The 22,247-nt window shown below is 51.9% G+C and carries 24 protein-coding genes; 2 read left to right on the top strand and 22 right to left on the bottom strand.

Going from position 1 to position 22,247, the window contains the following annotated elements; genetic code table 11:
• Window positions 1-92: 92 nt before the first annotated feature.
• The 20 genes from ACTQ3V_RS02120 to rplM form a co-directional block, all read right to left on the bottom strand.
• Window positions 93-1,256 (bottom strand): CD1107 family mobile element protein, encoded by a 1,164-nt coding sequence (locus tag ACTQ3V_RS02120; RefSeq protein ID WP_256291055.1) that lies wholly within the window; start codon window positions 1,254-1,256, stop codon window positions 93-95.
• Window positions 1,253-1,504 carry a DUF4315 family protein gene (locus ACTQ3V_RS02115; RefSeq protein WP_002576399.1) on the bottom strand — a complete coding sequence of 84 codons (252 nt, stop codon included), beginning with the start codon at window positions 1,502-1,504 and terminating at the stop codon, window positions 1,253-1,255. Before ACTQ3V_RS02115 ends, ACTQ3V_RS02120 begins: the two co-directional genes overlap by 4 nt.
• A gap of 35 nt (window positions 1,505-1,539) precedes the next feature.
• The gene (locus ACTQ3V_RS02110; protein ID WP_441466065.1) at window positions 1,540-3,309 is read right to left on the bottom strand and encodes a CD1108 family mobile element protein; all 1,770 of its coding nucleotides are present in this window, start codon (window positions 3,307-3,309) and stop codon (window positions 1,540-1,542) included.
• A 3-nt stretch (window positions 3,310-3,312) separates the two neighbouring features.
• Window positions 3,313-5,700, bottom strand: a complete 2,388-nt coding sequence (locus tag ACTQ3V_RS02105; RefSeq protein WP_215696719.1) for a VirB4-like conjugal transfer ATPase, CD1110 family — start codon at window positions 5,698-5,700, stop codon at window positions 3,313-3,315.
• Window positions 5,701-5,719: 19 nt separating this feature from the next.
• On the bottom strand, window positions 5,720-6,112 hold the full coding sequence (locus tag ACTQ3V_RS02100; RefSeq protein WP_441466064.1) for a PrgI family protein: 393 nt from the start codon (window positions 6,110-6,112) through the stop codon (window positions 5,720-5,722).
• Window positions 6,113-6,129: 17 nt separating this feature from the next.
• Window positions 6,130-6,996: a VirB6/TrbL-like conjugal transfer protein, CD1112 family gene (locus ACTQ3V_RS02095; RefSeq protein ID WP_002576403.1), complete on the bottom strand. Its 867-nt coding sequence runs from the start codon at window positions 6,994-6,996 to the stop codon at window positions 6,130-6,132.
• Between the two features lie 306 nt (window positions 6,997-7,302).
• Window positions 7,303-7,518: a Maff2 family mobile element protein gene (locus ACTQ3V_RS02090; protein WP_002576404.1), complete on the bottom strand. Its 216-nt coding sequence runs from the start codon at window positions 7,516-7,518 to the stop codon at window positions 7,303-7,305.
• Window positions 7,519-7,702: 184 nt separating this feature from the next.
• The gene (locus ACTQ3V_RS02085; protein ID WP_002576404.1) at window positions 7,703-7,918 is read right to left on the bottom strand and encodes a Maff2 family mobile element protein; all 216 of its coding nucleotides are present in this window, start codon (window positions 7,916-7,918) and stop codon (window positions 7,703-7,705) included.
• 206 nt (window positions 7,919-8,124) lie between these two features.
• The gene (locus tag ACTQ3V_RS02080; RefSeq protein ID WP_097772870.1) at window positions 8,125-9,882 is read right to left on the bottom strand and encodes a VirD4-like conjugal transfer protein, CD1115 family; all 1,758 of its coding nucleotides are present in this window, start codon (window positions 9,880-9,882) and stop codon (window positions 8,125-8,127) included.
• Window positions 9,879-10,361, bottom strand: a complete 483-nt coding sequence (locus ACTQ3V_RS02075) for a PcfB family protein (RefSeq protein ID WP_097772871.1) — start codon at window positions 10,359-10,361, stop codon at window positions 9,879-9,881. The genes ACTQ3V_RS02080 and ACTQ3V_RS02075 overlap by 4 nt, the downstream gene beginning before the upstream one ends.
• Window positions 10,362-10,379: 18 nt before the next feature.
• Window positions 10,380-11,015, bottom strand: a complete 636-nt coding sequence (locus ACTQ3V_RS02070) for a DUF3846 domain-containing protein (RefSeq protein WP_147601792.1) — start codon at window positions 11,013-11,015, stop codon at window positions 10,380-10,382.
• Window positions 11,016-11,025: 10 nt separating this feature from the next.
• Window positions 11,026-11,532 carry a hypothetical protein gene (locus ACTQ3V_RS02065; RefSeq protein ID WP_441466063.1) on the bottom strand — a complete coding sequence of 169 codons (507 nt, stop codon included), beginning with the start codon at window positions 11,530-11,532 and terminating at the stop codon, window positions 11,026-11,028.
• Window positions 11,533-11,545: 13 nt separating this feature from the next.
• Entirely contained in the window at window positions 11,546-12,466 is a 921-nt protein-coding gene (locus tag ACTQ3V_RS02060) for a ParB/RepB/Spo0J family partition protein (protein WP_441466062.1), read from the bottom strand.
• Window positions 12,399-12,545: a hypothetical protein gene (locus ACTQ3V_RS02055; RefSeq protein ID WP_441466061.1), complete on the bottom strand. Its 147-nt coding sequence runs from the start codon at window positions 12,543-12,545 to the stop codon at window positions 12,399-12,401. The genes ACTQ3V_RS02060 and ACTQ3V_RS02055 overlap by 68 nt, the downstream gene beginning before the upstream one ends.
• Window positions 12,542-13,387, bottom strand: a complete 846-nt coding sequence (locus ACTQ3V_RS02050; protein ID WP_441466060.1) for an ATP-binding protein — start codon at window positions 13,385-13,387, stop codon at window positions 12,542-12,544. The genes ACTQ3V_RS02055 and ACTQ3V_RS02050 overlap by 4 nt, the downstream gene beginning before the upstream one ends.
• Entirely contained in the window at window positions 13,384-14,058 is a 675-nt protein-coding gene (locus ACTQ3V_RS02045; RefSeq protein WP_441466059.1) for a helix-turn-helix domain-containing protein, read from the bottom strand. The genes ACTQ3V_RS02050 and ACTQ3V_RS02045 overlap by 4 nt, the downstream gene beginning before the upstream one ends.
• On the bottom strand, window positions 14,039-14,206 hold the full coding sequence (locus ACTQ3V_RS02040; protein WP_009532276.1) for a hypothetical protein: 168 nt from the start codon (window positions 14,204-14,206) through the stop codon (window positions 14,039-14,041). Before ACTQ3V_RS02040 ends, ACTQ3V_RS02045 begins: the two co-directional genes overlap by 20 nt.
• Window positions 14,203-15,033, bottom strand: coding sequence for a phage antirepressor Ant (locus tag ACTQ3V_RS02035; protein WP_002576413.1), 831 nt, complete (start codon window positions 15,031-15,033; stop codon window positions 14,203-14,205). Before ACTQ3V_RS02035 ends, ACTQ3V_RS02040 begins: the two co-directional genes overlap by 4 nt.
• A gap of 433 nt (window positions 15,034-15,466) precedes the next feature.
• The gene (gene rpsI, locus ACTQ3V_RS02030) at window positions 15,467-15,874 is read right to left on the bottom strand and encodes a 30S ribosomal protein S9 (RefSeq protein ID WP_373164545.1); all 408 of its coding nucleotides are present in this window, start codon (window positions 15,872-15,874) and stop codon (window positions 15,467-15,469) included.
• Between the two features lie 15 nt (window positions 15,875-15,889).
• The gene (rplM, locus tag ACTQ3V_RS02025) at window positions 15,890-16,318 is read right to left on the bottom strand and encodes a 50S ribosomal protein L13 (protein ID WP_300187121.1); all 429 of its coding nucleotides are present in this window, start codon (window positions 16,316-16,318) and stop codon (window positions 15,890-15,892) included.
• Window positions 16,319-16,595: 277 nt separating this feature from the next.
• On the opposite strand from rplM, the gene ACTQ3V_RS02020 reads away from it, so the two are divergent.
• Both ACTQ3V_RS02020 and ACTQ3V_RS02015 read left to right on the top strand, forming a co-directional pair.
• Entirely contained in the window at window positions 16,596-17,336 is a 741-nt protein-coding gene (locus ACTQ3V_RS02020) for a tRNA 2-thiocytidine biosynthesis TtcA family protein (protein WP_441466058.1), read from the top strand.
• A gap of 138 nt (window positions 17,337-17,474) precedes the next feature.
• Window positions 17,475-19,451, top strand: coding sequence for a fructose-1,6-bisphosphatase (locus tag ACTQ3V_RS02015; RefSeq protein WP_441466057.1), 1,977 nt, complete (start codon window positions 17,475-17,477; stop codon window positions 19,449-19,451).
• A 71-nt stretch (window positions 19,452-19,522) separates the two neighbouring features.
• On the opposite strand, the gene ACTQ3V_RS02010 is transcribed toward ACTQ3V_RS02015, so the two are convergent.
• Both ACTQ3V_RS02010 and ACTQ3V_RS02005 read right to left on the bottom strand, forming a co-directional pair.
• Window positions 19,523-21,301: an S-layer homology domain-containing protein gene (locus tag ACTQ3V_RS02010; RefSeq protein WP_441466056.1), complete on the bottom strand. Its 1,779-nt coding sequence runs from the start codon at window positions 21,299-21,301 to the stop codon at window positions 19,523-19,525.
• A 7-nt stretch (window positions 21,302-21,308) separates the two neighbouring features.
• A complete protein-coding gene (locus tag ACTQ3V_RS02005) occupies window positions 21,309-22,217 on the bottom strand; it encodes a DUF2238 domain-containing protein (protein ID WP_441466055.1) in 909 nt (302 codons plus the stop codon).
• Window positions 22,218-22,247 lie beyond the last annotated feature (30 nt).

Genomic DNA, 22,247 nt, shown 5'->3' with positions numbered 1-22,247 from the left:
TCGCAAAAAATTAGCAGCCAAGCACCGAAGCGCATGACTGCTATGTAAAAGGGACGGCTTCTCAGCCGCCCCACAGGTCAACGCTGCGTTAATCAGACAGGTTCATCGTCCGATTCTGCTTCGTAATCCTCGTTGACATCCACTTCTTCGTCTTCGTCACCGTCATCCTCCGGCAGCTGGAGCGCGTCTTCATCCTCATCGTGATAATCCGCATCAGGGTCCGGCTGATTTTTCTTGGACGCAGGCTTTACGCCCTTCATCTTAACATAAAGATAACCGCCGACACCGGCTGCACCGATCACAAACAGAAGCAGCATAATCATCGGGAGCGGGGAAGCTTTCTTCTGCTCGCTCTCTGTTTTTTGCTCTTCCGGTGCAGGTTCCGTCTCCTTCGGCTTTTCGGTTTCAGCAGGTTCCGTGACTTCCGGTTTCTTCTCCTGATACTTGGCGGCTTCCTCTTCATCCATCAGCGCAAGCAGATCGGCCTCATCCACCATATTCAGAAAATGCACATTCTGGTTGCCGTCTTTATCGCGGTCGATGATCAGGTAGAAGGTGTTGCCCGCCTTTGTCACCAGTGTGATGAACTGCTGGCTGGATTTATCTTCTTCCTCACCGATATCGTCCACCAGCGTCATATTTCCTTCCGGAGTCAAAGCTGTACTGGATTCCGTCTCATCCTCGGATGACATTCCGCTCTGCATCAGATCCAGAAACAGCTTCAGCGCATCTTCACTGAACATGCTGCTGTCTTTTGTGGAATCCGTGACATTCAGGTACTTTCCATGTGCATACCCGGTTTTGCCGTTGAAGTTCACCTTATACCAGTCACCGCATTTTTCGACAATCTCCACCGTATCGCCTGAATGCAGATATCCGATAATCTCCTGATCCATGCCGGGACCGGAACGAAAATGCAGGCTGGTGATACCCGGCACCACTGTACCCATCTGCTTTCGAGACTTTTCGCTGCCGATGTTGTATTCCTTGCCGCCCACCGTAACGATCAGGTTCCCATCCACATCCGTAGAAACCTCATAGCCATCCGGCAGCACCTGCATATCCGGGTCGATTTCGATGCTGTCGGTATTGTCCGTTTTCCCTGCATTTGCGCTTCCTGCTGCATCCGCTTCCTGCGCAGCGGTACTGACAGATGTGTTCTTCTGCACATCATCGCCCGTATAGGCAAACGCAGTAGTCGCAAAGGTTCCTGCCACCATCACGCTGGCAAGCAGCATTGCCATCATCTTTTTCATTCCACATCCTCCGTTTCTTTCTCGTCCAGTTTCATGTTTTCCGGGTTTGGAACCGCAGCCTGCGCCATCTGAATGATGACTGCCAGCTGTTCCGGGGTCAGGCTCTGGGCATGTACCATTTCACAGATTTCGCTGTTTTCCTGTTCGTGGTACTTTCTGTCCCATTCCTTTCTGCGCTCCTCCCACTCATCGCGTTTTCTGCGGGCTTTCTCCCGCTCCGCAGCAATCTTTTCCAGTTTCAAGCTCATATCGTTTCCTTTCCGGACGAATAAACGCCCTGTTTTTATCGAATTCTTCCCATACAGTAGTAATGCTGCCGCCAGTAGTTCGTCTCAATGGAAGCATAGGAAATTGGGTTGCCGCAGTGAATCATCATCCCGTTGCCGACATAAATGCCCACATGGGATGCGCCACTGGTGTTGTAGGTTTTCTGGAAGAAGATCAGGTCTCCGGGCTTTGCCTCACCCTTCGGGATAATGTCGCATTTTCCCATCAGACCGTTGGCCGTCTGCCTGCCTACATTCCAGCCATTGCCGCAGTGGTTGATGACCCAGCTTACAAAACCGGAGCAGTCAAAACTGGTACTCGGCGAGCTGCCGCCCCAAACATAGGGATAACCGAGATATTTCTCTGCTTCGGTAATCATCTTCCGGAATTTTTCATCCGTCAGAGCTTCGCCCGGAATGTCGTAATCCTGGTATTCTCCGCTGGAACCCGCGCCATCCGGCGTTGCAAAGGCTATGCCTGCAAACAGGTCATCCCGATTGCCCCGGCACTCCAGTGTGACTTCGTATCGTTGCAGCTGGTCATCTGTAAGGCCGGAATTTCTTGCAACATAGTCAACGCCCCGATTGAGCAGTGTTACATTGAGGATTTTATACTCATACTGTACCGTCACCTGATAGGTGTAGGTGTGCCCGGTTCCGGTGATTGGATTGTAGCGATAGCCCACACGGGTTTCTTTCCTTGTCCGGATTTCCACCTTTTCCTCCAACTTCAGCTCATACTGCGCTTCAAAAATACTCTGGAGCCGCGCCTGCACCTGGCTTCTCGTATAGTTTTCAAATTCTACGGTCAGCAGAGATGCAAGCTCATAGGGATTGTGACCAATCTCTGCCAGATTGTAGCGATACTCGTCATAACCCGGATGGTCGGTTTCAATACGGTCAATTTTTTTGCGAAGTTTATCTTCCAGCTTGGTATAATCTGTTTCCACGCCTTTCAAATCTTCATCTTCTGCCGTGTAGGAAGTCCCCAGCACCACATTGCCGCCGCCATTGATCAAGACAGAGCACGATGAAACCGCCCCGGCAATCACCAAAACAAGCAGTCCCACGGCTGCGATACCGATGATGATATGCGAGTGGCTCTGCACAAACTGAAATGCCTTTTCCGTTATACTGACAGTACCCTGCGCAGCTTTGGCTGTGCCAGCTACTGTGTTCTCCGCAGCAGCCGCACCTGCCTTCGCAGCGGCATACTCTTTTTTGATAGCCTGCTTCTGCCTCCATCGGGAAAAGAGATTGGAACCAGCCTGCGGATCAGACTTCATGCGTTCCGCAAAGATGGAATCCACGGCATCTTTATCTGCCTTTTTCTCCAACCGCTCCAGCTTTTTGTACTGCCGCAGCTTTCGACCATATTGGAACCGGGAACCAGCACGGGCTGCACCTTCCGCTGAGCCTTCGGTAAAATGCGCTGCCTCCACACCAGAATTATTATCCTGGTCGGCATTGCGCACGCTCTGATGTGCCTTGGCTGAAAGTGCATCTGCCGCAAGATTTCCCGGCTTCTTTGGCTTTCCGCCTTTTTTCCCGGAAGCTGCTGCATTCTTTTTCGCTTTTACTTCCTGCTCTGATTTCAGTTTCTTACTGCGCATCTTAGCAAGATCGGCCTCGTGACGAATCTGCCTTCGGTGTTCCGCTTTTTTCTTGCTGCTGTCTCCCGTACTGCTATCGGCGGTTTTGTTTCTGGAATTGCGAAGGGTGTTCTTCGCACCCTCGCGCTCCTGCCGCAGCTTGTCTCCGAGATTCGGATTTTTCTTGCCCGCCATCACTTATGCCTCCTTTGCTTCCTGCACTTCGGTTAATTTGGTCGTCATGATCCGGTACAGTTCCAAATCGGTCGGGAAACGATCAACGAACGGCAAAATCACATTTCCGTAGAACAGCAATCCTTCGCCTTCACCGGAGTGGGTCACATAGGACAGCTGGTGCGGACTGATATTCAGCTGATCCGCCAGAATCTGACGGTCACCGGCTGCCTGATTCAGCATATAAATGAAGTCGCTGTTCTCAAAAATGTTTGTCACTTCGCGGGAAGAAAGCAGATCTTTCACGTTCTGGGTGATGCCGGTTGGAATACCGCCCCATTTACGGAATCGCTTCCAGATTTCCACGCTGTAAGCCGCTGTCTGCTCTTCTTTCAAAAGCAGATGGAACTCGTCCATATAGTAGCGGGTGGCTTTACCTGCGTTGCGGTTGGCGGTCACACGCCCCCAGACCTGATCCTGCACCACCAGCATCCCGATCTTTTTCAGCTGCTTGCCCAGTTCCTTGATGTCATAGCAGACCAGCCGGTTATTGATATCTACGTTGGTGCGGTGGTTAAACAGGTTCAGAGAACCGGTTACATAGATTTCCAGTGCTGTTGCCACATGGTGTGCTTCCTTTTCATCCTGCCTGAGCAGTGCCTCATACAAGTCCTGTAACACCGGCATATTCTCCGGCACCGGATTCTCAAAATAGGTCTGGTAAATCTGATGAACGCAACGGTCGATAACCGTCTTTTCTACCGGCTGCAAGCCTTCTTTGCCGCCCACGATCAGCTCGCACAGGGACAAGATGAAATCTGCTTTCAGGGCAATCGGATTATCTTCTTCCGAATAATTCGCGTTGATGTCCATCGGGTTGATATACTGCGTGCTGGAAGGGCTGATCTTAATGACCTGCCCCTCAAATTTCTGCACCAGAGCCGTGTACTCGGCTTCCGGATCGCACACGATTACATCGTCATCCGTCACCAGAAACGCATTGGCGATTTCTCTCTTGGCAGAAAAGGATTTACCGGAACCGGGAGTACCAAGAATCAGCCCGTTGGGGTTCTTGAGTTTTTTCCGGTCAACCATGATCAGGTTGTTGGACAGGGCATTCAACCCATAGTACAGAGCCTCTTTCCCGGTCTGAAACAGTTCCTGGGTGGTAAACGGCACGAAAATTGCCGTGCTGCTGGTAGTCATGCTGCGCTGAATCTCAATCAGGTTCTGTGCCAGCGGCAGGCAGCTCATCAGCCCCTGCTCCTGCTGAAAGTCCAGACGGCGCAGGTTGCAGTTGTACTTCTGTGCGATGCTGGAAGCCTGAAACACGTTGGTCTCCAGCTCCTGCTCCGTCTCGCCGGTGTTCATCACCAGAAAAGTCAGCAGGAACATACGCTCATTCTGGCTCTGTAATTCCTTCAGCAATGCCTTTGCGTCCTTACCATAAGTCGCCAAATCCGACGGAATGATGTCCATATCGTATCCGGAACGGACTGCTTTTTTCTGTTCCTCAATCTTGGAACGATCCAGCTCCGTGATTGTATGCTTAATGGACTTGATTGCTTTGTTCTGGTCTACCGACTGAATGTGCATGGTCACGATCTGGCTGGATTCCATATCCAGAAAATCCTTCAGCAGCTGATCCGATAGGTCGGAAGCCGTGATCTGGAGATAGGACATGGAGCCATACATCCCGCCCATCTGAAAAATACGGTTCTTCGGAAAGGCAAAACCGGTCGGTGCAATAAAGTCCTTTACCGACAGCCCGCTCTCCGGCAACCACTTCCAATCGAAATTGAATCGGTCATGGTCACCCATGTGGAACATATCGTGCATCAGATGAAGCCGTTCCTTGCCGTTCAGCAATTTTGCCCGGACACCCAAGCGTTTGAAGTTGTTCATCAGGTCGATCTCGATGTGAATGAGCCTCGGCTTTGCCTGTTTCATGGATTCCGCCTCAATGCCAAACGTCAGGTACTTCGTCTTGGTCAGGCCGTTGTTGCCCTGGGCAAGCTGGCGGCGCAGCATGGTGCTGTACTCCGTGCGCACCGGATTGAAATGATCCTTCTGGTACGGGATACGCACCATCTTCTCAAAATTCGAGGCATCCGTAGCCATATTCATAAAAGAAAGCTCAAAGCGGATGCTGGAATCAAAGAAGTTCAGGAAGCTGCACCATTCCTCAAAGATAGCCGTCTGATCCTCCTGCTGTGCCAGCTGGTAATTGATGTCCTGAAACTGAATGGTTTTGGTGTAGTAGTTGTCCGTCACACGGCAGATACCATCCGGGAACATCCGCTGAAAGGGAATGCTATCCTGAGCTGAGTGCGGAACCGTGCTGTCACCCCTTGCACGGTCAATCACCGTCTGCACCTGTTTTTGCTCTGCGGCTGACAGATGGGACGGCATTCGGATGTCATCCTGCTTTTTATTTTTCGCTGTCAGCTTTTCGAGAATTTTGAACAATGCGATTTACCTCCATTTCCACGTCTGCCTGCTGAACCAGCAGTGCATAGTAATTTTTTGTTTTGTAAGGCCGCGTTTTCGGCCTCTTGAACTTTGCCTCATAGAAGTGCTTTGCCACCACTTCCAGCGGCTGACCGTCTTTCTCATACATGGCAAGAAAGAAAAGCGGCAGCATCACCGCCATCATGCCAAGTGCGGCAAGGCTCAGATTCCCGCTGGATTTGAGTAAAAAGAAAACCGGAACGCCAATCAGCGCACCGGCTCCGAAGCAGAGAATCTGCCGTTTGGTCAGGTTCATAAAGACCTTGGTCTTGACCTTTGAAAGGTCTCGCGGCACAGAAATATAAGATGCCATGACTCATTCCTCCTCTCTTAGTGCGCTGCAAACACGGATTTCGCGAGGCTTCCCGTCTTAAACAGCGTAAATGCCAGCAAAACCGTATAGCCCATAACGCCCCAAATGCTGCTGATAATGTTATCCGAAAAGGACAGGTTCTGAATCAGAACTGCATAGATGCCTACACAGATCATGATAAGAAAGCCCTGGAATCCCAGTGCAAACAGGGAGCGTAGATAGTTTTGACCGGTGTGGCTCTGCTCATGGTTTCCAAAGGTTGCGAACGGAATCGGCGCAAGGCTTACCATGAGATATATTTCCACCATTCGGCCATACACGATAACAAAGATAATAGCCGACAATGCCAGCATCGTGACCTGAACCACAAATGTCTGCAAATACAGTCCCAGCAGCGGTCCCAAGTCCATGCCTTCCAATGTGGCCTGCATCGCTGTCAGGGTCGCATCGCTGACGGACGTACTGCCGGAAATCAGACCGCCGCTTCGGGAGATCACTTGCTGCGCCACATCAAAGACAGCCATCGTGATATTGAATGTGTTCGAGATCAGGGTCACTGCCAGAAAGGTCTTAAAGACCCATTTGAAAAATGTCCAGGTCTCGAAATTTGCCAGATTGTTATGCTCTATGAGCATCTGGATCAGCTCATAACAGGCGATGAATGTCAGCACCATTCCGGCAATGGGCAGGATCACGGATTCCGAGATGTTGCGGATCATAGAAAAAACCGCAGGTGAAAAGTTCGCCGGTGTGGTTCCCACATCTCCTGCGATCTGTCCAACCTGCTGGTTGACCGAATCGAACATCCCTGAAAGATTTCCCATGATACCGCTGATGATCATGCTCTTGAGCCAATCTGTGATCTGTTCAAGGATACTCTGCATGAGCCGCCTCCTTCCTTACGCGAACACGCCGAACAGCTTCGCCATCCGGGACAGAAGCATAAACAGCTGTGAGAAAAGAGACAGTGCCGATGCAGTTGTAGTAAGAAACGCCATAGATTTGTCCTCCTGTAACTTGTCCGGCCTATCAGCCGGTGCGATTCTAAACTGCGGTTCTGCGCCATACTTCCAACATGTGCACCTGCCGGAGAGCGCAGAAAATAGCCAGCTGCGGAGATTGCCTGCACCTGACTATGTAACAGGCAGCTTTCGCCGCCCGGTCGGAATCTTCGCTCCGACAGCCTTTGCTTAACCGAACAGACCGGAAAGCAGCGGCACCAGAGTCGTGCCGATCAGTGCTACACCGCCACCGGCCATCAGCTGCTTCATGCCCTGAGACTTGGCACCGGGGTTGTCGTTGCCGTAGCCTTCCAGCAGGTTGATAGCTCCCCAGATGCCGAGACCGGCACCCAGTGCGATGACGAGGGTCTGAAGAACGGTTACTGCGCTGTTGAAAAATGCCATAAATGTGTACCTCCTTGTACAATGCGCCCTTATGGGCTGGTGAATAGTGAATGTCCCCCTGCATGTGCACCTGCAAAAGGGCAAAAAAATAGCCGGGTCTCCAATTTCAATCAGAAACCTGGCTATGTAAAAAGGGCGGCTCACCGCCGCCCTCATCAGAATTCCAACCTCGTATGCTTTCTGTTTAACCAAAAAGTCCAGAAAGCAGCGGCACCAGAGTCGTGCCGATCAGTGCCACGCCGCCGCCAGCCATCAGCTGCTTCATGCCCTGAGACTTGGCACCAGGGTTGTCGTTGCCGTAGCCTTCCAGCAGGTTGATCGCTCCCCAGATGCCGAGGCCGGCACCCAGTGCGATAACGAGGGTCTGAAGAACGGTTACTGCGCTGTTGAAAAATGCCATAAATGTGTACCTCCTTGTACGTTGCGCCCTTATGGGCTGATGAATAGTGATTTTCCATCTGCATGTGCACCTGCAAATGGGCAAACATATAGCCAGATTTCCAATCCCAATCAGAAACCTGGCTATGTAAAGAGGCGGCAGCTCGCCGCCCCTTCTTATTCTGTTGCCAACAGCACACCTATGACATCTTCGTCACCGGAACGAACTTACTTGGCATGATCTGCATCAACCACTTCGTACTTATCACCGGGCTTGAGTTTCAGCCGATGGTCAAGAAACGCCTCGATGCTGAATGTGTTTTTCTTATCAGCACCGGCAGTGAGCTTGTAGTTCGGATGCTGGGTCAGATCATATTTATCTGACTTGAACGGTCTCACACCGCGCAGCTGCAAAATGCACTTACCGCCATCCAACACAGACAGTTCATCCACCGAGGCCAGGTCATGCCCGACTTTTTGGTAATTGGTGCCGTAGGATGGGCTATTACCTCTGGTATCGGAAGTGTTGTACAGATCAATCGTTTCTTTCCCCAGTGCCTGATTCAGCTCTTTCAGCGTAGTCGGCTCCGAACCGCCAAGAAAAATACGGGAATCCATATTGCCGATGATGGTATCGGCATTGTCCTTGTAGATTGCCTTCAACTGGCTCTGTGCCTGAAGCACCAGACACGCCGAGATTTCTCTTGATCGGATGGTGGCTACCAGCTTTTCCAGATTCGGAATCTGACCAATGTTCGCACACTCATCAATCAGGCAGCGCACATGCACCGGCAGTCTGCCGCCGTAAACATCATCCGCTTTTTCGCACAGCAGGTTAAACAGCTGTGTGTAAATCATGGAAATCAGGAAATTAAAAGTCGGGTCTGTATCGCTCATAATGAGGAACAGAGCCGTTTTCTTATCTCCCACCGTATCCAGCGACAGCTCATCGTACATAGTGATATCACGGACTTCCTCAATATCGAAGGGAGCAAGACGTGCGCCGCAGCTCACCAGAATCGACTTTAAGGTCTTGCCCGCCGCCAGCTTGAACTTGGCATATTGGCGGACAGCAAAGTGGTTCGGTTTTTTCTTTTTCAGAGCTTCAAACATCTGATCCACTGGATTCTGAAAGGTTTCATCATCCTCGCGTACTTCCATCGCATTCAGGAATTCAATCAGTGTTGCAAAGTTCTGCTCTTCCAGCGGTGCCTCATAGTGGATATAACCAATCAAAGCACAATACAGCAAGGTCTCTGCCTTCGTCCAGAATTCGTCACCGGCCTTGCCGTCCCCTTTGGTGTTGGCAATGAGGGTTGTGGTCAGCTTCAAAATATCCTTTTCGCTGTGAATATACGCGAAGGGATTATAATGCATCGACTTTCTGAAATTGATAGTATTGAAAATCCGGATACTGTATCCGTTCTTCAAAAGGGCTTGGCCGCAGTCGATTACGATATCGCCTTTCGGGTCAGTGACCACATAGGAACTGTGGCATTGTAAAAGATTGGGTTTAAGCCAAAACCGGGTCTTGCCGCTGCCGGAGCCGCCCACCACCAGCACGTTTTTGTTTCGGGCATTTGCCGGATTCTTCGGGCGGTTGCCCATCATCAGCCGCTCCGTCCGGGTCAGAATCACATTGTTTGCAAACACTGGATCTTCAAACGGTTCGATGTCTTTCTGCGTACCCCAACGAGCAGAGCCATACTCCATGCCATGGCGATATTTCTTGGCATTTTTGCCTTTCAGGTACACAGCAAGCCGCAAACCCGCTCCGCAGCACACACCAATCAGCAAATCCATCGGATGCAAACTTGGCATCGGATTGGAAAAGGCTGCACCCAGGGCAGAAAGAAAGCCGAGGAGCTTTTCAGACATGTCTGCGCCCTCGGCAATTCTCCACGCTTCTCCCAGATTGGTACATACAAGACCGGCAATGAAGTACGGCAGGTTCAGGAGCAGCTGCTTCTTTGTCTTATTACTCATAGATCACGCTCCTGACTTTTGTGGCGAACCTTATCCGGAAGAATTGCAGCAACCAGCTCTTTGAGCTTGTTAAGCTGCTCCAGAACACTCGGTTTTTCCTTTGTTTTCAGCTTTCGGTTGGTGAATTCCTCAAAAGCGGAAGTCAGTGCATCCGCATCCTTCGCCTTAAAGAACACCGTGTACTTGGGTGGCATTACATTTTGGTCTTTCGTAATGGCATAATCCACACCATATTTCCGTGCCACCTGTTCAAAGCCTTTCAAATCCGTTTTCTCAATGGGGATACTGCTGACTCCCTGATTCTGACCGATCAGTTCTTTGATGCTCTGCTTTCCAACCGGCAGCTGCGCTGTTTTCTGAGCCACCTTTGCCTGATGGTGCCGTTTCCACGCATTATAGCCATTCACGATGGTGCGAAAGGTCAATTTCGTGGTGCTGATTGCCAGATTGACGGTACGATTTTCAACTTCTTCCTGCATGAATCTCCGCCTCCTTCCTTACAAACTATCCCGGTCCGGTGCAGGTTTGCTCTTTTCTTGGGGCTTTGCAGCCTTTTCCTCCATCTTCTTCACCATGTCATCCGGAACCGGAATCGCCATGATGCTGCGACCCATACGAACGAACATCTGGGGCTGATGGAACTGTTCCTCAAATTTCTGTATCTGCTCCGAAGTCAGAGAACCAAAGTCATCCTCTGTCAGCCCTACCACCAGAAAATCACCGGCATAAATGTCCTGCATATCCCCGTCTTCGGTGTAAATCGCACGGTTCAGCGGCAGACCATTGATTTTGCCGGATTCATTCAGAATAATGGCCACTTCATCCTCAAATGGATAGGTGACTTCAATATCGCCGCCGACCATGGCCTGCAAATCTTCCAGCTCCGTGCCAACACTGATTTTCTTCGGATAGGCATTGGGCTGTACCAGCAGCACATCCATTGTCCTGGTCTCTGCCAATTCATGTTCTCCAACGGTCTTGAAATCCACACCAGTGAAATCGCCGGAATCCAGAACATAGTCCTGATTGTTCCACGCCTGCGTCACCATGCGTTCCGCATCTTCCTGTGAGGCAGCTTCCACGGAAACCTTTCTCTGGAGAGTCTCTGTAATCTCCACATCAAATTTCTTCATAGGCACCTCCTTAGATCAGGCGCAGTGCTGGAACCAACTCGCCGCCAATGGAAACCACCGTCAGGTTCTCGTTCACATAGTCGATGGTGCGTTCCAGCGTAAACAGATTGATGCTGCATTCGTTGCCGTTCTGGTCGATTTCCGAAACCTCCGCAGCTCCCAACAGATAGCGGGTTCTGTCAGTCTCGATCACATCGCTCTTATCATAATGGAGAAGCAGTTCCCCATCTGCCACCAGATCAGCCTCCATCTCATCGTAAACATCCTCAAAGATGTCTCGACTGCCAGCCTCGGTCAGAAGTTCGCCGCCAGCTCCCGGCAGGATCACCATCACAATGCGTTCCTTCGGGTGATCTTCACGGATTCCCTCCAGCATCACCCAGTTATGAAGCATCGCAATGGACTTCTCAAACATGGAATCATCCATCGGATTCGGCTGCGATGCACCATTCGGGCAGTTCTTGCAATCCATGCTGCACACTGCGTTGTTCTGATTCTTCTTAAAGTTCATCATCATAAAAATCTCCTTCTCATCGTTCCATATCTCGTTGTTTACTTCGCTGCCACTTTTCCAGCAGCCGGATAATCGTGTCCTGCATCTGCTTCGGCGTATAGGATTTCGGGAAATACTTCCGAAGAACCTCGTTTTTAATCGTCACATGGTCAAGCTCATCCTTTTTGATTTCATTCATCACTTCACACATGGCATCCAAGGTACAGCCGCCCTCCTGCGAGAGCTTTTTCAGCCGCTGTGCCTGCGACAGGGATGGAGATGCCTGTGCATAGTCCATAGCCTCCAGAAATTCTTTCTGTTCAGACGGTTTCAGATAAGACAGCTCTACCGCCGGATTGAAGGCGATTTTCTTCTCATCCACCATATCCAGAATTTCGGGGATTAGGTTGGTAAGGCGGATAAACCGCTGTACATTGCGAGAACTATCTCCAGCCTGCTCTGCCACAATGTCTCTTGAAACCGTTCCAACCGACTTCTGGCCAACTTGGCCAGAAGTTAAATCTCCGCGTTCCCCCTGATGTTTCATCGCCTCCAACTTCATCTTGTAGGAAAACGCTCTCTCGCTGGGAAGAATATTCTCCCGCTGCAAGTTGCTGTCCACCATAAAGATGATTGCTGCATCATCGTCCATTTCCTTGACGATGACCGGCACAGTCTCCAAACCTGCCAGCTGCGCCGCATGAAGTCTGCGGTGTCCTGAAAGAATTTCAAATCCGCCTTCCGGATCAGGTCGGACAATCAGTGGTGATACCACACCGATCTGCTTGATGCTCTCTACGGTCTGTTCCATCAGCTCGTCATCCAGCACCTTAAAGGGATGCCCTTCAAAAGGATGCAGGTCAGAAAGCGGCATCTCCGTCCGCTTCTCCTTAGCCGCAGCGTCGGCAGCTGAGCCACTGCGGTTTTCTGCTGTAATACTGGTTTTTGCTTTTGCCATTCAGCTTCTTAACCTCCTTCCAGCGGTGATAGATGTCATTCTTACCTGCGAAAAACGCCTTTTTTGCCTTGCACTTCATAGATCAAGTACCTCCTTAACGACCTGCTGTTTTTCTTTTCCAATGCTCTTTCTGCGGTCCTCTCCGCTGATTCGCACCGGCGTACACATTTCCAGAATCCTGCTGTAAATCCGGGCGTATGCCACATCCTGCGGATTGCGGATTTCTGCAATTTTCAGATTGGTTGTGATAATGACCGGAAGCCCGGACTTATACCGCTCATCAATGACTGCGTAGACCTGCTCCAGCGCATATTCGGTGCTGCGCTCAATTCCCAGATCATCCAGAATCAGCAAAGAATAGTTGGAAAACGAAGCGATATACCGGTATCGTTCTTCCGAATACATGGCACCCATCTGGTTCAGGATTTTGGAGAAGTTCGTCATCAAAACCGGAATGCCCTGATCCAGCAGCGCATTTGCTATACATGCCGCCACAAAGGACTTTCCGGTTCCGACATCTCCCCATAACAAAAGGCCAAGGTTTTCAGCCTTGACCTTTTTCCACTGCTCCACATAACGTTTTGCCATCTGGATGTCCTTGTTGTCTTCTGCAACGCCAAAATTCCATTCCAGAAGATGCTTTTCCTGAATCCCAGTTGCTTTCAGCTGCCTGATTTTACGCTGCCGCTCCAGCAGCTCATCCTGGCGTTTCTTCTCCGCCATCGCTTCCTGCTGGCATCTGCAAAGGCAGGGAACAATCTTGTCTCTGCCCCAGAGCTTTACCCTGCACTGCACCGGCGTATGGCAGTTTCTGCAATACAACAGTCCGTCATCACCCTGGTATTCCATCTCTCCGGGTTCTTTCGGCGTAAAGAGCGAATCCAACGCCGCATTCAAAACTTCAGGCACCATGTCGCTCATAGGCTGTCTCCTTCCTCAAATGTGTAGTCTGCCGGGTTATACTTCGGCTTTTCTCTCTTTGCCCAGCTCCGGATTGTTGCAAGGTGATTTTTGTAGCTCCTGCCGGTGGAGGCCATATACTCAGAGAGCCGTTCCACCCGTATCTGATAATCACCTGGAAACTCCTGCCGGAGCTTGCTGTATTCCGCGTCAGAGAGAAGGACATTTTCATATGAGCCATACCGATGCTGGATTTCCTTCTTCTCTCTTTTATTGATTGTTTCAGTACTTGTTCTATTAGTACTTAATTGCGCGGGATTTTCCGTAACCGGTGTGTCCGTATCCGGATTTACCGTATACGGCTTTTCCGTACACGGTGATTCCAAACACGGCTTTTTCCTTGGCATCTCATAAATCACATACTCCGCTCTGCCCATCCGACCGTTGCTTTCACGCTGCTGGTTCCTTTCCAGATACCCAAGACGCTCCAACTCTTTCAGAGCTGTAAGCACTCCATCTACGCCATCCGGCGTAATCGAAGATAATCCCCGTACCGAATAGTTCCATGTGTCCGGCAAACTGAGCAGCATAGAGAGAAGTCCTTTCCCTTTCAGGCTGAGACCCTGATCCCGCAGGTGGTAATTGCACATCGTTGTGTAATTGCTGTTCTTCTCAACCCTGAATACCGGCATGGTGCTCACCATCCTTTTTCGCAGGCTCCGCTTTTTTCTTCGGACATTTGCGCGGACGATCTTCGCTGTCCTCCCGTCGATGGTATTTGCCGGTATCCTGCATCATGCGTTCAAACGCCTGAAGGCGTCCCTCTGTAAAAAGCGTCATTCGATCACACCCCATTTCTTAAACAACTTGAAGAGATGATTCTTTCCCTTGCAGGTCACTCTCGTCTGCTGCACCAGTTTTCCGCTTCTGCCGTAGCAATCCCGGACAATAAAATAGCCCCTTGCAGATTTGTCTGCAAAAGGCATCAGCCAGCCGCTTGGACTGCGGTACAGATAGCGGTGATCCAGTAAGAGAGCTACTGCCGTCTTCTCTGGGATTCCGATTTCCTTACAGAAATTCCGGATGCAGGTGCAATCTTCCGAATTTACAAAGGTGTCGAAGTAGTCTGCCTTGGGCTGTGCCGCATCCAGCTGTTTGCGGATACCCTCAAGCTGCTCCCTCTCGGCTACAAGCTCCTGTGCCAGTGTGTAGATGACCTCCGGATGCTGAATCACCTGATCCAAAATGGAATCGCTCATATACACACCATGCTTGCGAATGGAAGGAAGAACTTCATCAAACACCCAGTGTTCAAATCGTTCTGCCGATGGCAGCTTGCTGTGAACGATCAGCCGGTAAACATCGCCTTCTGTGATAAAGGAGATTTCAACGACCTGCTCTCCAGCATCTCCATACTGATTCACCTTCTGAACGACCCCCTCGCGTTTCGTTAGGGGGCCTCTGCAATGGCGTTTCACTGCGGCGTAGGGATTCACATACCCCAACGCTTTCGCCACATCGCTTGCACAGAAGAAGGTCTTGCCCGCCTCTTGCAACACGCGGATCGAACCAAACTCCTGGTTCTCAAACACCTCCATCATCTGCCTTGACTGTCCGCCATGACTGCCCACATCGGTGTCATGGGTCTTCTGATTGAAATCCGTCATACCTGTTACCTCCTGCTCAAATTTGTCTCGCCGGATTTCGGGCGAAAAAAATAGAGCCTCGACCCATTCTCGTTTTCAAAGAATGAGCCAAGGCTCTATGTAACAGGATACCTGATATTAAATTTTTGCAGAATTCGTCAGAACTCGCCAAACGAACCTGACACTGTTTTTCATTCCGTTTCAGCCGGATTTTTGCCGAAAATCTGTCAAGGATATGGGGCTAATTTCCCCTCCAAAATGGCCTTCTGTAAACCCATTTTCCCACCCATTAGGCTCAAAAATAGGCCGTAAACCCATGGTAAACCCATCAAAATGGGTTAATTTGAAGTCATATTTCCTCAAATTTCACCATCGGAATCAGGCGATTTCAGGCATAGAAAAAGCCCGGAAAATGGCGTATTTCCGGGCTTTTTTAGCATTATTAAGCTGTAGATTATCGCTTGCTGAACTGGGGAGCGCGGCGAGCAGCCTTGAGGCCGTACTTCTTACGCTCCTTCATACGCGGATCGCGGGTCAGCAGACCAGCCGCCTTGAGCGCGGGACGGTACTGCTCGGAATCCGCCTGCAGCAGAGCACGAGCGATGCCGTGACGGATCGCACCCGCCTGACCGGTGAAGCCGCCACCAGCTACGGTGCACTCCACATCAAACTTGCCGGCAGTGCCGGTCACTTCGAACGGCTGACGGCAAACCATCTTCAAGGTCTCCAGACCGAAGTAATTGTCGATGGTGCGGTTGTTGATCTTGATCTCACCGGTGCCGCCCGGGAACAGACGAACGCGGGCAACGGAGGACTTTCTTCTGCCGGTGCCATAGAAATAAGCCTTCTTAGGTGTATACATCAGTTAGTTCCTCCCTTACTTATCCCAAACTTCGGGCTTCTGCGCCTGATGGTTGTGGTTCTCGCCGGCAAAGACCTTCAGACGGGTCGCGGACTGACGGCCGATAGAGTTCTTCGGCAGCATACCCTTAACAGCCAGCTGCATTGCAAACTCCGGCTTCTCGGTCATCAGGGTCTTGTACTGCACTTCCTTCAGGCCGCCAACCCAACCGGTGTGGTGACGATAGTACTTCTGAGTGAGTTTCTTGCCGGTCAGAACCGCCTTGTCCGCATTGATGACGATAACGAAATCGCCGCAGTCAACATGGGGGGTGAACTCGGCCTTGTGCTTGCCGCGCAGCAGCATGGCGGCGGTAGCGGCGGTGCGGCCGAGCGGCTTGCCCGCGGCGTCCAGCACGTACCACTTACGCTCGACAGTCTCTGCCTTAGCCATAAAAGTAGACATGTTTTCTTCCTCCGTTTATTCTATCAAAAATTATTTTGACAACATTTTCATACGCTCTAAGCGAGCATATCTATTAAAACACATCGTTTTGCGCAAGTCAAGCGGAATTTTTAAAATTTATCTCAAATCCACTGAGAACTCCCATATTCTCTCTTATTCTCTTTTAATCTCTTGTTTTCTCTTCTCTCAATTCAAATTTTTTATTTGCGTCCGCATCGGTTTTCTGTTATAAATAATTGTATTTGATTTCATTTTACGAAAAACCGGAGACTAAACTATGCAGAAAATGCTCTCTTATGTCCGCCGCGCGGTGGACCATTACCATATGATCGAGGACGGTGACCGCATTGCCGTCGGCGTATCGGGCGGCAAGGATTCGCTCGCGCTGCTGGTCGCGCTGTCCAAGCTGCGCGCCTTTTATCCTAAGAAATTTGAAGTCGTCGCCATTACGCTCGAAATGGGCTATGACGAGATGGACTTTTCCCCCGTACAAACGCTGTGCGACGAGTTGGGCGTGGACTACATCCGCATCCCGACGCAAATCGGCCCTATCATCTTCGACATCCGTAAGGAGGAAAACCCTTGCGCGCTGTGCGCCAAGATGCGCCGCGGCGCGCTGCACGAGGCGGCGCTCGCGGCCGGCTGCAAAAAAGTCGCGCTCGGCCACCATTTTGACGACGTCGTCGAAACCTATATGCTTTCCCTGTTCTATGAGGGGCGCATTTCGTGCTTTCAGCCGGTCACCTTCCTCGACCGTACCGGCGTCACGCTCATCCGTCCGCTGCTGTATACGCCCGAGTATTACGTTCGCTCGTTTGCGCAGCGGCATGCGCTGCCCATCGTACACAACCCCTGCCCCGCCGACGGAAACACCAAGCGGCAGGAAATCAAGGATTTGCTCAAAAATCTCGAGCAGACCATGCCCGGCCTGCGCGATCGCATTTTCGGTGCCATGCAGCGCTATCCTTTGCAGGGCTGGGCGCCCGACCGCACCCGCACACCCAAGCGCCCCAAATGATCCCTCAACCGCCGTCTCGTGACCGGAGACGGCGTTTTTTTTAATTTTACAGAAATCCCTTTGTGTTTCCCTCTATTTTATGGCATACTATAGAAAATAGGTATCAAAAGAAAATAGATATCAGAGAGGAGCTTTTCTATGGACAACTGCACCGACCGTCAAAAATATCTGCACCTGCTCGCGCTGCAATATCCCAATGTGCGCGCGGCCAGCAGTGAAATTATCCATTTACAGGCTATTCTCAGCCTGCCTAAAGGCACCGAGCACTTCATGAGCGATCTGCATGGCGAAGCAGACGCCTTCGTACATATCCTGAACAACGCTTCGGGCGCAGTACGAGAAAAGGTGGACATCGTGCTACGCGACAGTCTGCCCGCCGACGAGCGCGCCAAACTCGCCACGCTCATCTACTACCCGGAGGAAAAACTCGAGGAACTGGTCGCAGCCTCGCCCGACCGCGCCGAGTGGTATCGCATCACACTCAGCCGTCTGCTCGAAATCTGCCGCCTGTGCGCCTCCAAGTACACGCGCGCCAAGGTACGCCGTGCCCTGCCGCGCTGGAACGGCGACATCATTAACGAGTTACTCAACAAGAATAACGATATTTACAACAAACGCGCATACTTCGACACCGTTATCTCCTCCATCATCGAAACCGACCGCGCAGAGGAGTTTATCATCTCGATGTGCAACCTTATCAAGCGGCTGGTGGTCGACCATCTGCACATCGTCGGCGACATTTTCGACCGTGGCCCGCGCGCTGATATCATTATGGACATGCTGATGGAACACCACTCGGTCGATATTCAGTGGGGCAACCACGACGTACTGTGGATGGGTGCCGCTACCGGTAGCCGCACCTGTATTGCAACCGTTTTGAGCAACTCCATCACCTACAACAATCTGGATGTCATCGAGACTGGCTACGGCATCAGCCTGCGCCCGCTCGCGCTGTTCGCGGACGAAACCTATCGCGGCCGCGACGTATCCTGTTTCCTGCCCAAGACGCTGGAACCGGCCGAGCAGACCGGCGTGGATACTGCGCGCGCCGCGCGCATGCACAAAGCGATTGCCGTCATCCAGTTTAAGCTCGAAGGGCAGACCATCCGGCGCAACCCCTCCTTCCACATGGATGACCGTCTGCTGCTCGATAAAATCGACTTTAAAAAGGGGACGGTCACCCTGCCAACCGGCGAATACCAACTGCGCGACTGTGACTTCCCGACCATTGATCCGGCTGACCCCTACCGCTTGACCCCTGAAGAGCACGCCCTGATGGCACAGCTAAAAAATGCTTTCCTGCGCAGCGAAAAATTACAGCGGCATATTGGTTTTCTCTATTCCAAAGGCGGGCTGTACAAGTGCTTCAACGGCAATTTGCTGTTCCATGGCTGCATCCCGATGGACGATAAGGGCGAATTCCTGCAGTTCTCCTTTGGGGGGCAGCAGCTTTCCGGCAAAGCACTGATGGACTGGTGCGAAACCGTCGCACGCGAAGGCTACTATGCGCGCGAGGGCACGAAAGAGCGGCAGTTCGGCAAGGATTTCCTGTGGTTTCTCTGGTGCGGCCGCCACTCGCCATCCTTTGGGCGCGACCACATTGCCACCTTTGAACGCCGCCTGATCGAGGATAAATCCACGTGGGCCGAGCCGAAAAACCCCTACTACTCCTTCTACAATGAGGACGCTGCCTGCGTGCGCATCCTGCAGGAGTTCGGTCTGGAGGGCGACCACTGCCATATTGTCAACGGCCATGTACCGGTAAAGACCAAAGACGGCGAAAGCCCCATCAAGGCGGGCGGCCGTTTAATTGTAATCGATGGCGGCTTCTGCCGCGCCTACCAGCCGACCACCGGCATCGCGGGCTACACACTGGTATTCGACTCGTGGGGTATTCACATCACCGCGCACGAGCCGTTCCCCGGCAAAGAAACCGCCATCCGCGACAACAAGGATATCCTGTCTACCTCAATGGCGTTCGACCGTTCGGAAAACCGCATCCGCATCCGGGAAACCGATATTGGCCATGCGCTTCAGCAGACCATAGACGATCTGAAAGAACTGCTCGCGGCATTCCGTCGCGGCGAAATCAAAGAAGATAACCGCGAGGGTTAATTTCCGCTTAGGGGCACAAAAAGGCGCGCAGCCGATCGGCTGCGCGCCTTTTGTTTGTCATTTTATCTAGTTTATTCTGCTACTGCGAAGGACAGGAAATTTTCTGCGTAGTAATCGCCGTTCTGGTCATCGAGCACAACGCAAATAAGATCGCCGTTGCTCTCCACGCGTACCTTATCCGGATTGACACCGACACAAATCCACTTGAACGGGTCGATGCTCTCCGCGATTTTCGCCTTGGCCGCTTCCATATCCGCGCCTTCCGGCATCCGCAGCAGGACAATCGAATGTGCCTGCGAAGAAATCATGGCCTCGGACGCAAGACCGGCCTCAAACTGCACATCCTCCGTACCGAGATACCAGGTCAGCGGCTGCGTCGTGCCATCCGCACCCATGCCGTTATACAGCACGGTCTGGCCAACCATGATGTCCTTTCTGTCGCCGTAAATCTTATCCATCAGCGCCACCAGAGAAGCGTCCGCTTGCGGCGTTTCCGGCTCAGCAGGCTGCTCCGGCTCCTCCGCCTTCTTGTAGCCCCATTCGGCTTGGCCGTACTGCTTCATGAACAGATCATAGTTTTCGCCGTAACGCGCCGCATACACGCTTTCAATCTGCGGATCGAAGGTGTAAGCTACGCCGTCAATTGTGATTTCCGTCCACGCGTGCACGGACTCGCTGCCCTTGGGGGACACGCCCGTACCGACGACGGCCTTGGCATCGAATCCTACCTGACGGGCAAGGTATGTGAACACACTCGACCACGAATAGCAATTGCCGCGCTTATCGGTCAGCATATTGATCGCCTGCTCAATCTCCCAGCCGTCCACCGTGGTGTCGACCGTGCCGATACCCAGATAACCGAAGGTTTTCTTGGCGTAGTCATATACCGCGCGCAGCTTCTCCATCTGCGTCATCTTGTCATTGACCACACCCGCGACCGCCTGCGTCAGCAGCTTGTCCAGCTCCTCCGAGCCGGTCGTGTAACGACCATTGCGATCCAGCTCCAGACCGTCCACCGTGGTATTGTAATCGAACTGCTGCGCACCGTTGACATGAAACAGCAAGCCGTTAATATTATGCCAGCCTTCCGCCAGTGTGGTGGTCTCCTTATCATACGAAGTCCAGTGCTCTACGCTATCGGTCAGCTCATATTCGTGGTCGGTCGTTGCCTCCAGCATCGCCAGATACGCCCAATGCGTGTCCGGCACGTCCGGCATCACGCGGATACCCTCGCCGGTCGACGCCATCACTGCGTCGCCCATACGGCCTAAAATCCGATTGAGTACGGTCACAGCCTCCGCGCGGGTAATCGAATCATCCGGACGGAACAGGCCGGACGGGTCGCCCGCAACCCAGCCCTGTGCCAGCGCGGTCTGCACCGCTTCATACGCCCAGTGGGTCTTGGGCACATCCGAGAAACTGCCCTCGGTGCCAATATCATCGTGCGGGATGCGGGACAGGATGGTGACAAACTCAGCGCGCGTAATGTTTGCGTCCGGGCGGAATGTGCCGTCCGCATAACCGCCAACGAGCGAATAGCCAGTCATCTCTCCAACTGCCGCAGCATACCACGCGTTCTGCGGCACATCGGTGAACAGGTAATCCCCGCCGCCGGAGGGCTCAGCCAGCAGAGAGGAAATCAGCTTGCAGGCCTCCGCGCGGGTAATCGGTGCGTCCGGACGGAACGTACCGTCCGCATAGCCGTTCATATACTGCATGTGGTCGGTCGTGTTAAGCACCGGCGTTTTTACCTGCGCCATGTCTCCCATAGCGGCCGCACACGCAGAAATCGGCAGCGCGGAAATCGCCACCAGAGCGGCGAGAGACGCCGCGGTCACTTGCTTTTTCATCAGAAAACTACTCCTTTTCGTCGTTCTGATTGATTGGACGGGACTGGTCCGCGTTTGGTTCCCTGTCCGGAGCCTTTTTCTTCAATCCTTTTTCTTCCGGTTCGTTATTCTGCGGGTCAAGCACAATCGGAATCAGCGACGCGGCGAGCTTGCCTTTGCCTCGTGTTTTTACATAAAAATATCCAATAATTGAAAACGCTACCGCGCCAATGAAATTGACCTGCAAGTCCTTCATCGTGTCGATAAGGCCAATGTCCAGATAGCCGCCCGGAAACTGCATCCAGTCCTCCCCGTTGACGACCAGACTCTCAATCGGCACATGCACCACGGTATTCAGTCCGTCCGGATTGAGCGAAACCGAATTGATGTTGCGCACAATAAAATCCTTCTGCATGTCGGTTCCCAGCATCTGATCCGCGCCAAACTCGAAAAATTCCCATAAAACGCCGACTGTCATCGAAAAGCAAAACGCCACGATTGCCAAAAACAGCGGCGAGAGCTTGAAAGAAAACCGTTCGCTGCGATTAAACAAATCCACCAGCGAAAAACCGACTGCTGCAACCAGAAAACCGTTAATGGTGTGCAGCATAGTATCCCATCCGGGAATAATCGTGTAAAACGAGTTGATTTCCCCGAGAATTTCCGCGGCAAAAATGAAGCAATAAATAATCGCTTCCATCAGCGGCGGAATATCAATGTCCAGGCTGCGCTCAATCAGCATCGGTACGCAGAACAGTGCCAGCGACAGCACACAGACAAACATATTTTCATACCGGTGCATGAAAGCCGCGCGCACGAACGTCAGCACAATAAAAAACGAAAGAACGCCGCGAATGGTCAGACGACGGCGCGTGCGATAACGCTTTTCCTGATTCAATTCCGCACATGCTTTTTTTCGCTGCGGTTGTTTTGTCATAGGAATCCCTCTCAATCCAGTCCATATCTA

It is taken from the genome of Candidatus Agathobaculum pullicola, from assembly GCF_052117205.1.
Classification (GTDB): domain Bacteria; phylum Bacillota; class Clostridia; order Oscillospirales; family Butyricicoccaceae; genus Agathobaculum; species Agathobaculum pullicola.
This window is presented reverse-complemented; position numbering and strand designations above follow the sequence as displayed.

Excerpts from the sequence above, each read along its gene's own strand:
- ACTQ3V_RS02060 (WP_441466062.1), bottom strand. The coding sequence starts at position 12,466 with ATGGCAAAAGCAAAAACCAGTATTACAGCAGAAAACCGCAGTGGCTCA.
- ACTQ3V_RS02020 (WP_441466058.1), top strand. The coding sequence starts at position 16,596 with ATGCAGAAAATGCTCTCTTATGTCCGCCGCGCGGTGGACCATTACCAT.
- rpsI (WP_373164545.1), bottom strand. The coding sequence starts at position 15,874 with ATGTATACACCTAAGAAGGCTTATTTCTATGGCACCGGCAGAAGAAAG.
- ACTQ3V_RS02120 (WP_256291055.1), bottom strand. The coding sequence starts at position 1,256 with ATGAAAAAGATGATGGCAATGCTGCTTGCCAGCGTGATGGTGGCAGGA.
- ACTQ3V_RS02015 (WP_441466057.1), top strand. The coding sequence starts at position 17,475 with ATGGACAACTGCACCGACCGTCAAAAATATCTGCACCTGCTCGCGCTG.
- ACTQ3V_RS02110 (WP_441466065.1), bottom strand. The coding sequence starts at position 3,309 with ATGGCGGGCAAGAAAAATCCGAATCTCGGAGACAAGCTGCGGCAGGAG.
- ACTQ3V_RS02085 (WP_002576404.1), bottom strand. The coding sequence starts at position 7,918 with ATGGCATTTTTCAACAGCGCAGTAACCGTTCTTCAGACCCTCGTTATC.
- ACTQ3V_RS02115 (WP_002576399.1), bottom strand. The coding sequence starts at position 1,504 with ATGAGCTTGAAACTGGAAAAGATTGCTGCGGAGCGGGAGAAAGCCCGC.
- ACTQ3V_RS02105 (WP_215696719.1), bottom strand. The coding sequence starts at position 5,700 with ATGCCGTCCCATCTGTCAGCCGCAGAGCAAAAACAGGTGCAGACGGTG.
- ACTQ3V_RS02100 (WP_441466064.1), bottom strand. The coding sequence starts at position 6,112 with ATGGCATCTTATATTTCTGTGCCGCGAGACCTTTCAAAGGTCAAGACC.
- ACTQ3V_RS02080 (WP_097772870.1), bottom strand. The coding sequence starts at position 9,882 with ATGAGTAATAAGACAAAGAAGCAGCTGCTCCTGAACCTGCCGTACTTC.
- rplM (WP_300187121.1), bottom strand. The coding sequence starts at position 16,318 with ATGTCTACTTTTATGGCTAAGGCAGAGACTGTCGAGCGTAAGTGGTAC.
- ACTQ3V_RS02090 (WP_002576404.1), bottom strand. The coding sequence starts at position 7,518 with ATGGCATTTTTCAACAGCGCAGTAACCGTTCTTCAGACCCTCGTCATC.
- ACTQ3V_RS02055 (WP_441466061.1), bottom strand. The coding sequence starts at position 12,545 with ATGAAGTGCAAGGCAAAAAAGGCGTTTTTCGCAGGTAAGAATGACATC.
- ACTQ3V_RS02065 (WP_441466063.1), bottom strand. The coding sequence starts at position 11,532 with ATGATGATGAACTTTAAGAAGAATCAGAACAACGCAGTGTGCAGCATG.
- ACTQ3V_RS02010 (WP_441466056.1), bottom strand. The coding sequence starts at position 21,301 with ATGAAAAAGCAAGTGACCGCGGCGTCTCTCGCCGCTCTGGTGGCGATT.
- ACTQ3V_RS02040 (WP_009532276.1), bottom strand. The coding sequence starts at position 14,206 with ATGACGCTTTTTACAGAGGGACGCCTTCAGGCGTTTGAACGCATGATG.
- ACTQ3V_RS02095 (WP_002576403.1), bottom strand. The coding sequence starts at position 6,996 with ATGCAGAGTATCCTTGAACAGATCACAGATTGGCTCAAGAGCATGATC.
- ACTQ3V_RS02070 (WP_147601792.1), bottom strand. The coding sequence starts at position 11,015 with ATGAAGAAATTTGATGTGGAGATTACAGAGACTCTCCAGAGAAAGGTT.
- ACTQ3V_RS02005 (WP_441466055.1), bottom strand. The coding sequence starts at position 22,217 with ATGACAAAACAACCGCAGCGAAAAAAAGCATGTGCGGAATTGAATCAG.
- ACTQ3V_RS02050 (WP_441466060.1), bottom strand. The coding sequence starts at position 13,387 with ATGAGCGACATGGTGCCTGAAGTTTTGAATGCGGCGTTGGATTCGCTC.
- ACTQ3V_RS02045 (WP_441466059.1), bottom strand. The coding sequence starts at position 14,058 with ATGCCGGTATTCAGGGTTGAGAAGAACAGCAATTACACAACGATGTGC.
- ACTQ3V_RS02075 (WP_097772871.1), bottom strand. The coding sequence starts at position 10,361 with ATGCAGGAAGAAGTTGAAAATCGTACCGTCAATCTGGCAATCAGCACC.
- ACTQ3V_RS02035 (WP_002576413.1), bottom strand. The coding sequence starts at position 15,033 with ATGACGGATTTCAATCAGAAGACCCATGACACCGATGTGGGCAGTCAT.